Origin of the sequence: Arthrobacter sp. FW306-04-A (assembly GCF_044358315.1) — a bacterium.
Lineage (GTDB): Bacteria > Actinomycetota > Actinomycetes > Actinomycetales > Micrococcaceae > Arthrobacter.
In genome coordinates, this window is the sequence record NZ_CP084559.1 from 3,660,293 (window position 1) to 3,673,047 (window position 12,755).

Consider the following 12,755-nt stretch of genomic DNA (forward strand, 5'->3'; position numbering starts at 1 on the left):
CATGGCCATGGATTACATCGTCGACAAGCTGGGCGGCCGGATCGCCTTCGGCGGGGACTACAACCCCGAGCAATGGCCCGAGGAGGTCTGGAAACACGACGTCGCGCTCATGAAAGAAGCCGGGGTGAACCTGGTGAGCGTCGGGATCTTCAGCTGGGCACTCCTGGAGCCGGAGGAAGGCCGTTACGAGTTCGGTTGGCTGGACAGGGTCCTTGAGCTTCTCCACGCCAGCGGCATCAGCGTGGACCTCGCCAACGCGAGCGCCTCTCCCCCGCCGTGGTTCAGCCGCAAGTACCCTGATTCGCTTCCGGTCGATGCCGACGGCGTTCGGCAAAGTTACGGTTCGCGGCAGGCTTTCGCGGCGTGCTCCCCGGACTATCGCCGAGCGGCAGCAGCCCTGACGACGGCGATTGTGCAGCGCTACGCCGAACACCCCGTCGTCGTGATGTGGCATGTCCACAACGAGTACGGCTGCCACAACCAACCGGACTTCGGTCCGCATGCGGAACGCGGCTTCCAGAAGTGGCTCCGGGACAGGTACGGCAGCCTCGACACGCTCAATGAGGCGTGGGGCACGGCGTTCTGGTCCCAGCACTACTACGACTGGGCCGAGATCCTGCCGCCACGCCGCTCCGGAACCTGGGTGAACCCCACCCAACAACTGGATTTCGCGCGGTTCTCCTCCGATGCGCTTCTCGAGTGCTTCAATGCAGAAGCGGACATCATCCGGGCACATTCAAAGCATCCGGTGACCACTAATTTCATGGGCTTCAACATGGGCCTGAACGCCCCTGTGGACTATTGGCGCTGGTCCGGACACATGGACGTCGTCTCCAATGACCACTATCTGATTGCCGCCGACGAGCGGAACTTCCAGGAACTGGCCATGACGGCGGACCTCACCCGCGGATGGGCGCAGGGCAAACCGTGGCTCCTGATGGAACACTCCACCTCTGCAGTCAACTGGCAACCCCGAAACGTGGCCAAAGTGCCGGGTGAAATGTTGCGCAACTCCCTGCAACACGTGGCCCGAGGAACCGACGGGGTGTTGTTCTTCCAATGGCGGGCCTCCCGGGCTGGCGCCGAAAAGTACCATTCCGGACTGGTCCCCCACGCCGGCCGAGACAGCAAGGTGTGGCGCGAAGTAGTGCAGCTGGGCCGTGCGCTCGAGCGCATTTCGGAGGTGGCCGGCTCCACGGTCCAGGCCGAGACCTGCATCATCCACGACACCGATGCCCGCTGGGGCACCGAACTGGACTCGCACCCCAGCGAGGACGCCCGGAACGTCCCCGAAACGCGGCGTTGGCATGATGCCCTCTACCGGGCCGGCATCACCACGGACATTCGGCAAAGCACCGACGACCTCTCCGGCTACAAGCTGGTGATCGCGCCCATGCTGTATCTGGTCACGGATGAAGGTGCCACAAAGCTCCACGAGTACGTCGAAGCCGGTGGAACCCTGGTGATCACATATTTCTCCGGAATCGTAGACGAGAACGACCACATCCGCATGGACCCCGTCAACGGCGGAGGCTACCCAGGGGCGTTCTCCGAGCTCCTGGGCGTGAGCATGGAGGAATTCTTCCCCCTGCGTTCCGGCGACGCCGTGGGCTTGAGCCAGTTCGGCTCCGGGACTCTGTGGAGCGAGTTGGGGAAGGCGACCGACGCTGAGGTTCTCGCCACGTTCGACGGCGGTGCGGGGCCCGGAGCTGCGGGCCGGGGCGGGTCCGGCGTCGGTGGCTCTCCGGCGGTGACCCGCCGGGCGGGAGCGCGCGGACGCGGTGCCGCCTATTACGTCGCCACCAGCCTGGGCCTAACGGGGTTGGCCGAACTGGTCCAGCTCCTCTGCTCGGACGCCGCGGTGGAGCCGGTCCTGGGTGTTCAGCCTCCGGAAGACGTGGAAATCGTCCGCAGGAGCAACGGCACCAAGGACTGGACATTCGTCATCAACCACAGCCCCCAGGACGTGGCTGTGCCGCTCGACGGCGTCGAGCTCCTGAGCGGAACCGCCACCGGAGGTACGCTAATCCTTACTGCCGGGGGCGTCGCCGTCGTCGCCACTCCCGCCTAACCACCTGCCGTCCTTCCAGAAAGGCCCCGATGCTTCAGGCAGCGCGCCACACCGCCATTGTCGACGCCGTCCAGCGCGAACGGGTTGTCCGTGTCTCGGATCTCGCTCAACTGCTGGGCGTCTCCGCGATGACCGTTCGGCGCGACATCGAGTCGCTTGAGGAATCAGGGCTCGTGGAGCGTATCCATGGCGGGGCCAAGATACCCGGTGATGCGCGGACCCACGAGCCAGGCTTCGAGCTGAAGTCCACGCAGCTGATCGAGGAGAAGCACGCGATCGCGGTCGAGGCTGCCACCCTCGTCCACGAAGGCATGGCCGTGGGCTTGAGCGCAGGAACTACCACCTACGAGCTCGCCAAGGAACTCCTTGACGGCCCGCGGATCACCGTGGTGACGAACTCCATCAGGATTGCAGACCTTTTCCACAATGCCTCAGGTCCGCGCGAACGTTTCCCGGTCATCGTCACGGGTGGCGAGCGCACGCCGTCGGACGCCTTGGTGGGTCCAATTGCCACGGCCGCCCTGAAGCAGCTGCACCTCGACACGCTGTTCCTGGGCGTCCACGGCATGGACGCAGACGCAGGATTCACCACTCCGAACCTGCAGGAAGCCGAAACCAACCGGGCCTTCATCAGTGCGGCCCGCAACGTGGTGGTTTTGGCGGACCACAGCAAGTGGGGAACGGTGGGCATCGCCTCGATTGCCCAGCTGGAGGAAGCCGACGTGCTCGTGACGGACTCGCGTCTCGGCGAGGATGCCCGGCGCATTCTCGCCGACGGCGTCGGGAAGCTCAGGATCGCAACACCCTGACGGTCGGGTCTGGGGTGGTCCTAGGGGATGCCTGGAAACCGGGAAGAACCGCTAAGGACAGCCGCACGATTGCCGGATGCGGAGCTGGGTCGGGAAGACCCTGTGCTGCGGGGGTTCGTTGCGATCCTCGCCCACCAGCGCGGACACGGCCGCTTCTGCCATCTCCCACACCGGCTGTTCCACCGTGGTCAGCGCCGGCCAGCTGTATTCGGCCTCAACCGAACCGTCGAAGGACGCCACGGCAATATCCTCCGGAACCGACAGACCGGCCTCGCGGATTGCCCGGAGAACCCCGATTGCCTGCATATCGGAGCTTGCGAAGATCGCCGTCGGACGGTTGTCCGAGGCCAGAAGTCGCTGCCCTGCCTCATAGCCTCCCGGGCGATCGAACCGGGCCCGGGCAAGGGGTCCAACAGGCAGGCCGGCAGCCTGCAGCGCCTGCAGCCAACCCCGTTCCCTTCCGTCAGCTTCGTTGTCCGCCGTCGTTCCCATGGCAAGGCCGATGCTCTTGTGGCCGTGGCTGATCAAATGTTCCACGGCCAGCCGGGCACCGGCCTCGAGGTCCACGCCCACGCTGGTGAATCCGGGAGCGACCGAGGCATGGTTAAGCAGGACCGAGCGGATTCCGGCTCCCACAAGCTCCAGCAGGTCTGGTTCAAACATGACGCTGGCCAGGACCACTCCATCAACCTGCCGGGCGGCGAGGTTGCGGATGTGGCGGCGTTCGGAGTCCAGTTTGTTGTCGGAATTCGTCAACAACAGGGCATATCCGCGCTCGGCGGCCGCCAGCTCGACTGCGTGCCCCAGCAGTGCCCAGAACGGGTTGCTGGAGTCCGGAATCACCAAACCAACAGTTTGGTTGGAACCCATTTTGAGCGCACGCGCGGTGGCGTTCGGCCGGTACCCCAGGGTTCGGATGGCATCCTGAACTTTGGCTTCGGTAGCCGGCGCCACCTTCTTGGGACCACCGTTCACCACATAGCTCACGACGGCGGTGCTCACCCCGGCGTACCGGGCCACGTCTTTGCGCGTAACCGGTCCGCGCGGGGTGTGCACTGCCGAAGTTGTCATGGTGATCATGCTAGCTACAAAGCTTCGGGTGCATCTCCGAAGTCCCGGATGGGGAGCCGCTCACCTCCACGAAGGGCAGACTCGTGCGCCACGACGCCCGGGAGGGTGAAGCGGGCCGCCACCCAGGCATTGACCGGAGGAAGACTCCCCTGGTTCACGGCGGTGACGAAGTCGTCCACCAGGAACTGGTGGCTGCCTTCGTGCCCGGTGGGGGCGCCGTCGAATTCAGCAGGCAACCGGCCGGCGTCGTGTACCGGAGCGAGTCCGGAGATGAAGGCACCGCGAAGCTCCGGGGCGACGTCCGCCAGCGAGGGGTCGTCGGCCGACATGCTCGGCTTGGTCTCCACTTGCTCAGAGACGTCCAGCACGCCCTCCTTGTCCTGCCACAGCGTGGTGGTGGCCAACTGCTCAAAGCTCGCCTCCGTGCCGAAGAAACGGAACCGGGACTCGCGGATGTGCGAGGGATAGCCCACGCGGCGCATCTCGTTGGTCCGCATCGCGCCGCCGTCGTTCATTTCGAAGAGCGCGGTCGCATTGGAGAAGTCGTTGTCGAACATGCTGACTTCCTTGTCGAAGACGCCGTCGCCCCGATCGTCCTTGACGCCAATGCAGCTGACGCTCACCGCATGTCCAGGGACGGCACCCAGCACGCCGCCAATGGCGTGCGTGGGGTACAGCATGGGCGGGTAGCTAGCGGTTGCCTTCCAGTTTTCGCCGCCGCTGTACTGGTAGGCCTCGTAGAATCCCAAGTCCATGTCATGGACATAGTCACCCTCCGTGTAGAAGATGCGGCCGAACTTGCCAGCGGCGTGCTGCTTGCGCGCGTAGACCGTGGCCGGGTTGTAGTAGCTGGTCTCCCCCATGGCATAGACAAGCTTGGTCTCACGCACAGCGTCGATGATCCCGGCGATCTGCTCCTCGGAGATCGCCATGGGAACTGCCGAATAGACATGCTTTCCGGCGCGCAGCGCCTTGATCACCAACGGACCGTGCGTCCAGCGCTGGGTGAAGATGGCGACGGCGTCGACGTCGGAGGCCAGTAACGCATCGAAGCTGGCCATTGTTCCGTCCAGGCCCAGCTGTTCAACAGCCTTGGCTGCCCGCTCAGGTAGCTCATCCACCGCGTAGACCGCGGAAACCCCGGGGTGGAGCTTGAAGAGGTGGGCAAATTGGCCGCCAAACTGGCCAAGTCCTACTACTCCCATTGAAAACGTCATTGTTAGCCCTTCGATGATGGTGGTTGCTCGCGGAGTGCCGTCTCCCGACCAGATAGGCTCCGACGGGTGGCTCAGGCCAGTGAATCACTACGATCTACTCGAGTCAACAAAACGCAATAAATCCAAAATAATCGAACAAAACCTCACAAACTTACTTGACCCCTTCATATCTACTCGTGTAGATTTCAGGCAGTTGTAACCCATATCACAGTCAGGAAGGGTCGAAGATGACCACCCTTACCAAACCCGCGGCGCATGCCGCACCGCCCCAAGCGGGCAAAAAACCCAGGTACGGCATCCGCAGGATCGGTGACTTGAAAATCGCATTGCTCTTCATTTTCCCGGCGATGATCGGCTTTGTTTTTTTCTTCCTGATCCCCACCGTCCGGGGTATCTACCTCAGCTTCACCGAGTACAGCATCCTGGGTGACCCCACCTGGATCGGCATCAAGAACTACACCTCGATCTTCACTGATGACCTGTTCTGGAACGCCATGGCCGTCACCGTACAGTACGTAGCACTGAACATCGGTTTCCAGACCGTCATCGCCATTGGACTCGCCCTACTCATGCACCGCGTGGCCAAGTCGACGTTCATCCGTGGCGCGCTTCTGCTCCCGTTCCTGGTGGCCAACGTGATCGTCGCGCTGCTCTGGTTCTGGATGCTCGACTACCAGCTCGGCATCGTCAATGAGATCATCAGCTGGTTGGGGCTGCCCCGCGTTGCGTTCTTCGGCAGCGAACAGTGGGCCATTCCCACCATCGCCTTCGTCAACGTCTGGCGGCACATGGGCTACACCGCCCTCCTGATCTTCGCCGGCCTGCAGGCCATCCCCAACCACGTCTACGAGGTAGCCAACCTTGACGGCGCATCCCCCACCCGGACCTTCTGGAGCATCACCATGCCGCTCCTGCGCCCGGTGCTGGTGCTGGTCCTGGTTGTCACCGTCATCGGTTCTTTCCAGGTCTTCGACACTGTGGCCGTGACCACCGAGGGCGGACCGGTCAACGCCTCCCGGGTCATCCAGATGTACATCTACCAGAAGGCCTTCGGCGAGTCCGACTTCGGCTATGCATCGGCTTTGTCCGTCATTCTCTTCATCATTCTTGCCTTCGTGGCCTTCATCCAAATGAAGTTCCTCAAGGGCAACGAGACGGACCTGGACTAAGGAAACCCCGCCATGAGTACCTCCACCAATTCCCACCGTACGCGCGAGTCCGCTGCCGCCGTCGTCGGCCCCTTGCAGTCGCGCCGCCCCCGCACGAAACCCATCAATTGGCGCCGCACCGGCGCTTGGGTCCTCGTGGCAATCGCCGTCGCCGTCACCGTAGCCCCGTTCCTTTGGATGCTCCGGACAGCATTGTCCAGCAACCACGCACTGGTTTCGAACGCCGGGAACCTGCTTCCCGCGGACTTCAGCTGGGGCGCCTTCCAACGTGTCCTGGGACTCCAAAGCCCTGAGCAGGCAATCGCCGAGGGTGGTTCCGGCGCTGCCATCAACTTCTGGCTGTACCTGCGAAACTCGATTGTTTTCGCGACCATGACCACTGCAGGCCAAGTATTCTTCAGCGCGATGGCTGCCTATGCCTTTTCCCGACTGCGCTGGCCGGGCCGGAACAAGGTCTTTGCCATCTTCCTGGCCACGATGATGGTCCCGCCGATCTTCACCGCGCTGCCCAACTTCCTGATGATCAAGAACCTGGGCTTGCTCAACACATTCGCCGGCCTGGCACTGCCTTTCATGTTCATGACGCCGTTCGCCATCTTCTTCCTGCGCCAGTTCTTCCTGAGCATGTCCCGGGAAGTCGAAGAGGCAGCCATGCTCGACGGCGCCAAGCACCTCAGGATCTTCTTCCAGATCGTGATCCCCAACGCCGCCGCGCCCCTGGCCACGCTGGCGCTGCTGACCTTCATCGGTCAGTGGAATGAATACTTCTGGCCCCTCCTGGTGGGCCAGGACGAAAACGTCCGCGTCCTCACTGTGGGCCTGGGCGTCTTCAAGTCCCAGTCCCCGCAAGGCGCGCCGGACTGGAGCGGACTGATGGCCGCCACGCTCGTGGCCGCCCTGCCGGTTCTCCTGCTCTTCATCGCCTTCGGCAAGAAAGTGGTCAACTCCATCGGTTTCTCCGGCATCAAGTAGTTCTTCCTCCCCAACCAACACCCTGCTCTATCGCAACCCCCTGAAAGGTCCACCATGAAGAAGTCCACTGGCACCATCGGCGCCGTCGCCGTCGCTGCCGCAGTCGCACTGTCGCTCTCCGCATGCGGCGGCGGCTCCGCCCCCGCCTCCAGCGAAGCGAAGGGCGAGATCAACTACTGGCTGTGGGATGCCAACCAGCTCCCGATGTACCAGCAGTGCGCGAGTGATTTCACTAAGGCCAACCCGAATATCACGGTCAAAATCACCCAGCGCGGCTGGGACGATTACTGGACCACACTGACCAACGGCTTCGTGTCCGGCACGGCTCCGGATGTCTTCACGGACCACTTGTCCAAGTACCCGGAGTTCGCGTCCAAGAAGCAACTGCTGGCGCTCGACGACGCAGTGGCCAAGGACGGCATCAAGCTGGACGTCTACAACAAGGGCCTGGCCGATCTCTGGGTGGGCCAGGACGGAAAGCGCTACGGGCTTCCGAAAGACTGGGACACCGTTGGCCTCTTCTACAACAAGGCCATGACCGATTCTGCCGGTATCACAGCCGAGCAGATGGCCAAGCTGGATTGGAACCCCAAGGATGGCGGCAGCTACGAAAAGACCATCGCCCACCTGACGGTCGACAAGAACGGCAAGCGCGGAGACGAGCCCGGCTTCGACAAGAACAACGTGGCTGTGTACGGCCTGGGTCTCTCCGGCAGTGGTTCCGGCCAAGGCCAGACCCAGTGGAGCTTCCTGGCGGCCACCAACGGCTGGACTTCCACGGACAAGAACCCCTGGGGCACCAAGTTCAACTATGACGACCCCAAGTTCCAGGAAACCATCGCGTGGTGGGCCGGACTGGCGGACAAGGGCTACATGCCCAAACTTGAAACCACGGTAGGCGCCAGCGTGTCGGACAACTTCGGTGCAGGCAAAGCCGCGATCAACACCAACGGCGACTGGATGATCGGCCAGTACATCGGCTACAAGGGGATCCAGACTGGTATCGCCCCCACACCGGTGGGACCAAGCGGCAAGCGGGCGTCCATGTTCAATGGCCTGGCGGACTCCATCTGGGCAGGTACCAAGAACCCCGCGGCAGCCACCAAGTGGGTCGAATATCTCGCATCCTCGGCCTGCCAGGACGTCGTGGCCCAGAAGGCCGTAGTGTTCCCGGCCATCACCACTTCCTCAGACATGGCCGCCAAGGCTTTCACGGCCAAGGGCGTGGATGTCTCCGCCTTCACCACTCAGGTCAAGGACAACACCACGTTCCTCTTCCCCATCGCGGACAAGGCTGCCAAAGTTGACGGCATCATGAAGCCCGCAATGGACGCAGTGCTCAGCGGCAAGAAGCCCGCCAGCTCGCTGTCCGATGCCAACAACCAGGTCAACAACCTCTTCAAGTAACCCCGAACCAGTCCGGGCGCCGCCGCTTCACTCCTTTGACGGCGGCGCCCGGACTCCCCACTCCTCAGCACCAACGCAACGACTCAGCATCTCAACGACTCCCTGAAAGTGAACCGCTCATGGACCCGCTCCACCTCCGTTCCTCCGGCACAAGCCTGGTGGTCAGTTTCAGCAGCGGAGAGGCCGAGGTCATCCATTGGGGCGCCGATCTCGGCAGTGCCCTCCCTGACCTCGCCATCCTGGGCGAACCCATCCCGCACTCCGCCGTCGACGCAACCGTACCGGCGGCGCTCCTCCCGCAAGGCTCCTCTGCCTGGCAGGGCCGTCCGGGCCTGCGCGGCCACAGAATCGCCGACGGCGTTCCCGGCCTGGACTTTTCGGTCCGGCTTCGCGCCGTGGACGTCCACGCTGACGGCAGCTCCGCCGTCGTTGTCCAAAAAGATCCCGACGCCGGAATCACGGTGACGTCCGCCCTGACACTTCACCCCGGCGGGCTCCTTGAGCTTCGCCACACGGCCGCCAACGACGGCACCTCCCCCTTCCAGCTCGACGAACTGGCCACCGTCCTCCCGGTGGGGCCGGACGCCGTCGAACTCCTTGACCTCACCGGACGCTGGTGCCGCGAGCGACACCCACAGCGCCGTGCCGTCCAGCAAGGCACGTGGGTACGCACGGGACGCCACGGCCGTACAGGGCACGATTCCTCACTGCTTTTCGCCGCGGGCACCGCCGGATTCGGCAATCGCCGCGGAAAGGTCTGGGCCACCCACTTGGCTTGGAGCGGCAACCACGAACAGTTCGCCGACACCGTGGCCGATGGCCGCACCATGATCGGCGGCTCGGAGCTCCTGGGCCCGGCCGAAGTGGTCCTCCAGCCGGGCGAAAGCTACACCACGCCCGCCCTGTTTGCCGCCTACTCGGATCGTGGCCTGGACGGCATCAGCGAAGCTTTCTACAGCTGGTTCCGGTCCCGCCCTCATCACGTCCTCCCCTCGTCTTCCACGGGACTCCCCGCAGGCAAGCCCCGCCCCGTGGTCTTGAACACCTGGGAAGCGGTGTACTTCGACCACAAGCTGGACACCCTGATCGAGCTCGCGGAATCCGCTGCCGAACTGGGGGTTGAGCGATTCGTGCTCGACGACGGGTGGTTCCGCGGGCGCCGCGACGACCACGCCGGCTTGGGCGACTGGTACGTCGACGAAACCCTCTGGCCGGATGGCCTGACGCCACTCATCGAAGCCGTCAACTCCCACGGCATGGAATTCGGGCTCTGGGTGGAGCCGGAAATGATCAACCTGGACTCCGATGTTGCCCGTGCGCATCCTGACTGGATCGTGGGTCCTGCCGCGCTGTCCCACAAGGACGGCGGCCGCCTGCCCCTGGAATGGCGCCACCAGCACATCATCGACCTCGTCAATCCCGCTGCCTGGCAGTACGTCTTCGACCGGATCGATTCCCTGCTGCGGGAAAACAAGATCAGCTACCTCAAGTGGGACCAAAACCGAGACCTGCTGGAGCACGGCCATGCGGGCCGCGCGTCCGTTCACGAGCAGACCCTGGCCGCCTACCGGCTCTTCGACGAGCTCCGCAAGGCGCACCCCGGCGTCGAGATTGAAAGCTGTTCATCCGGCGGTGCACGGGTGGACCTAGGCATCCTTGAGCGAACCGACCGGATCTGGGGATCGGACTGCAACGACGCCCTTGAGAGGCAGACCATCCAGCGCTGGACCGGCGTCGTGGTTCCCCCGGAACTCGTGGGCGGGCACATCGGCCCCACCACGTCGCACACCACGACCCGGACGCATGATCTCTCTTTCCGGGCCATTACCGCACTGTTTGGGCATTTCGGCATGGAATGGGATGTCCGACAGGTACAGGGCGCCGAACGCGAGGAGCTCAAGCGCTTCATTGGCCTCTACAAGGAGCACCGCGGGCTCATCCACAGCGGGCGGATGGTCCGTGCCGACGTCCCCGACGACTCGCTGATGCTGCATGGGGTGGTGTCCGACGACGGCGACGCTGGCTTGTTTGCCGTCGTCAGTACGCGGACGTCGTTCGCCGAACAACCCGGCCGCGTTGCGATTCCAGGGCTCGATCCTGAGCGTTCGTACAAAGTGGAGGCCATTTTCCCGGCCCCCGGCGACGCCGACTATGCCCGCACGTTCACCCAGGTGCAGCCGCCTGCTTGGGTGCCCTCGGGCGCTAGCGCGAGCGGCCGCTTCCTGGCAGAGGTGGGGCTTCCCATGCCGGTCCTGAACCCGGAGCACGCGCTCCTGCTCCGGATCACTGCGGCATAGGCAACTGTTTGGCGTCCGCCCGGCGACTGCGCGCTGTCCAAAGCAACGTAAGAAACGCCGGGCGGGCGCCGCACCCCTATAGATTGGGAGTCATGACTGAAGCTCCCACCGCCACCGAAGCCGGTCGCGGCACCATCCTCGTCCTCAACGGCCCCAACCTGAACCTCCTCGGAACGCGCGAGCCGGAAAAGTACGGCACATCCACTTTGGCCGACGTCGAACAGCTCGCCATGGCGGCCGCCGGCGCCAACGGCTTCACCGTGGACTGCGTCCAGTCCAACCACGAGGGCGACCTCATTGACGCCATTCACGGCGCGCGCGGTACCGCCGTCGGGATCGTCATCAACGCGGGTGCGTACACGCACACCTCCGTGGCACTGCGTGACGCCCTCGCAGCGGTGCAGCTTCCCGCTGTCGAGGTCCACATCACCAATGTGCACCAGCGCGAGGAGTTCCGGCACCACTCCTATCTCTCCCCCGTCTGCTCCGCGGTGATCGTCGGCGCGGGAGTCCAGGGCTACAAGCTGGCCATCGACTACCTCGCCACCGCGGTCTAGAAGTGTCGAACTGAGCGGGGTCACCTTGAGCGGCACGGCTGACTGGTACCGGCACTTCGGCACGTTCGACGCGCCCGGCTCATCGGATTGCTATGCCCGCTGGGCCCTTGCCGCGGCCGACGATCCGGAGCTTATCGCCCGGATCGACCAATGGCCGCACGGCAAGCGGCAGCCCATTCTGCTCTTCGCCGCCGCCCGCTATCTTGGTGCCCGCGTCAGCCCCTATCCGGAGTTCCGGGGCTTCCTGGATGCCCACTGGGCCGAGGTTTCCGGGACCGTGCTTTCACGCGCCACGCAGACCAACGAAGCGGGGCGTTGCGCTACGCTCCTGCCGTCGCTGGCGTTGATCGCGGCTGCGGAAAAGAAACCGCTCGCGCTCCTGGAAGTCGGGGCCTCTGCCGGGCTCACGCTGTACCCGGACAGATACCGCTACGAGTACGACGACGGCGCCCGGCAAAAGCGTATCGGCCGCGCCGACGCTGATGCTCCGGTACTCCGCTGTGCCGATTCGGGGCCGGTCCCCATCCCCGAACGGTTGCCGCAAGTCAATTGGCGGGCAGGCATCGACCTGAACCCGTTGGACGTGACGAATCCCAACGATGTCGCGTGGCTCGATGCCCTGATCTGGCCCGAGCAGGACTTCCGCCGGGAACGGCTCCATCAGGCGATCGCGATCGCCCGACAGGATCCGCCAATGCTGGTGGCGGGGGACCTCAATGACAAGTTGCTGGAAGTCGCGAGCCAAGCACCCGCGGACTCCGCCCTGGTGGTCTTCCACAGCGCGGTGCTCGGGTATCTCGATGCCCAGGAACGGGCGCAATTCCGGGCCACCATGTCCGAACTCGCGGCGACCCGAGGCTGCCACTGGCTCTCCAACGAAGGCCACATGGTCATCGACCAGCAGGACGGCTCAAGCGTTGTCCCCGAGATGCCCGAAGAGCGGCTGCTGGGCCGATTCCTGCTCATGCACAACGGCGTACCGACAGCCATCACCGGTCCGCATGGCCAGAGCCTGGAGTGGCTCTAGGCACCCTCCCCTCTGGGGACATGCTCATTCTTCGTGGCCTGCGTTGCACATCTGCGCACCCCTCTGGGAACATGCTCAGTCTTCGTGGCCTGCGTTGCACATCTGCGCACCCCCCTGGGAACATGCTCATTCTTCGTGGCCTGCGTTGGACATCTGCG

The 12,755-nt window shown here is 64.1% G+C and carries 10 protein-coding genes; 8 read left to right on the forward strand and 2 right to left on the reverse strand.

Features of this window, described 5'->3' with window-relative positions:
• Position 1 precedes the first annotated feature (1 nt).
• Together LFT43_RS17100 and LFT43_RS17105 are read left to right on the forward strand one after the other, a co-directional pair.
• Positions 2-2,071 (forward strand): beta-galactosidase, encoded by a 2,070-nt coding sequence (locus LFT43_RS17100; protein WP_395798806.1) that lies wholly within the window; start codon positions 2-4, stop codon positions 2,069-2,071.
• 29 nt (positions 2,072-2,100) lie between these two features.
• A complete protein-coding gene (locus LFT43_RS17105; protein WP_395798808.1) occupies positions 2,101-2,880 on the forward strand; it encodes a DeoR/GlpR family DNA-binding transcription regulator in 780 nt (259 codons plus the stop codon).
• A 51-nt stretch (positions 2,881-2,931) separates the two neighbouring features.
• Here LFT43_RS17105 and LFT43_RS17110 read toward each other — a convergent pair whose 3' ends face one another.
• Positions 2,932-3,951, reverse strand: coding sequence for a LacI family DNA-binding transcriptional regulator (locus LFT43_RS17110; protein ID WP_395798811.1), 1,020 nt, complete (start codon positions 3,949-3,951; stop codon positions 2,932-2,934).
• Between the two features lie 14 nt (positions 3,952-3,965).
• Positions 3,966-5,168 (reverse strand): Gfo/Idh/MocA family protein, encoded by a 1,203-nt coding sequence (locus LFT43_RS17115; protein WP_395798814.1) that lies wholly within the window; start codon positions 5,166-5,168, stop codon positions 3,966-3,968.
• A 227-nt stretch (positions 5,169-5,395) separates the two neighbouring features.
• Here LFT43_RS17115 and LFT43_RS17120 point away from each other — a divergent pair, with 227 nt between their 5' ends.
• From LFT43_RS17120 to LFT43_RS17145, 6 genes are all read left to right on the forward strand, one after another.
• The gene (locus tag LFT43_RS17120) at positions 5,396-6,337 is read left to right on the forward strand and encodes a carbohydrate ABC transporter permease (RefSeq protein ID WP_395798816.1); all 942 of its coding nucleotides are present in this window, start codon (positions 5,396-5,398) and stop codon (positions 6,335-6,337) included.
• Positions 6,338-6,349: 12 nt separating this feature from the next.
• Positions 6,350-7,309, forward strand: coding sequence for a carbohydrate ABC transporter permease (locus LFT43_RS17125; protein WP_395798818.1), 960 nt, complete (start codon positions 6,350-6,352; stop codon positions 7,307-7,309).
• A 54-nt stretch (positions 7,310-7,363) separates the two neighbouring features.
• The gene (locus LFT43_RS17130) at positions 7,364-8,716 is read left to right on the forward strand and encodes an ABC transporter substrate-binding protein (protein ID WP_395798820.1); all 1,353 of its coding nucleotides are present in this window, start codon (positions 7,364-7,366) and stop codon (positions 8,714-8,716) included.
• A 119-nt stretch (positions 8,717-8,835) separates the two neighbouring features.
• Positions 8,836-11,013, forward strand: a complete 2,178-nt coding sequence (locus LFT43_RS17135; RefSeq protein ID WP_395798822.1) for an alpha-galactosidase — start codon at positions 8,836-8,838, stop codon at positions 11,011-11,013.
• A gap of 92 nt (positions 11,014-11,105) precedes the next feature.
• On the forward strand, positions 11,106-11,570 hold the full coding sequence (aroQ, locus tag LFT43_RS17140; protein ID WP_395798824.1) for a type II 3-dehydroquinate dehydratase: 465 nt from the start codon (positions 11,106-11,108) through the stop codon (positions 11,568-11,570).
• 25 nt (positions 11,571-11,595) lie between these two features.
• On the forward strand, positions 11,596-12,597 hold the full coding sequence (locus LFT43_RS17145; RefSeq protein ID WP_395798826.1) for a DUF2332 domain-containing protein: 1,002 nt from the start codon (positions 11,596-11,598) through the stop codon (positions 12,595-12,597).
• Positions 12,598-12,755 lie beyond the last annotated feature (158 nt).

Excerpts from the sequence above, each read along its gene's own strand:
- LFT43_RS17120 (WP_395798816.1), top strand. The coding sequence starts at position 5,396 with ATGACCACCCTTACCAAACCCGCGGCGCATGCCGCACCGCCCCAAGCG.
- LFT43_RS17115 (WP_395798814.1), bottom strand. The coding sequence starts at position 5,168 with ATGACGTTTTCAATGGGAGTAGTAGGACTTGGCCAGTTTGGCGGCCAA.
- LFT43_RS17110 (WP_395798811.1), bottom strand. The coding sequence starts at position 3,951 with ATGACAACTTCGGCAGTGCACACCCCGCGCGGACCGGTTACGCGCAAA.
- LFT43_RS17100 (WP_395798806.1), top strand. The coding sequence starts at position 2 with ATGGCCATGGATTACATCGTCGACAAGCTGGGCGGCCGGATCGCCTTC.
- LFT43_RS17125 (WP_395798818.1), top strand. The coding sequence starts at position 6,350 with ATGAGTACCTCCACCAATTCCCACCGTACGCGCGAGTCCGCTGCCGCC.
- LFT43_RS17135 (WP_395798822.1), top strand. The coding sequence starts at position 8,836 with ATGGACCCGCTCCACCTCCGTTCCTCCGGCACAAGCCTGGTGGTCAGT.
- LFT43_RS17130 (WP_395798820.1), top strand. The coding sequence starts at position 7,364 with ATGAAGAAGTCCACTGGCACCATCGGCGCCGTCGCCGTCGCTGCCGCA.
- LFT43_RS17105 (WP_395798808.1), top strand. The coding sequence starts at position 2,101 with ATGCTTCAGGCAGCGCGCCACACCGCCATTGTCGACGCCGTCCAGCGC.
- aroQ (WP_395798824.1), top strand. The coding sequence starts at position 11,106 with ATGACTGAAGCTCCCACCGCCACCGAAGCCGGTCGCGGCACCATCCTC.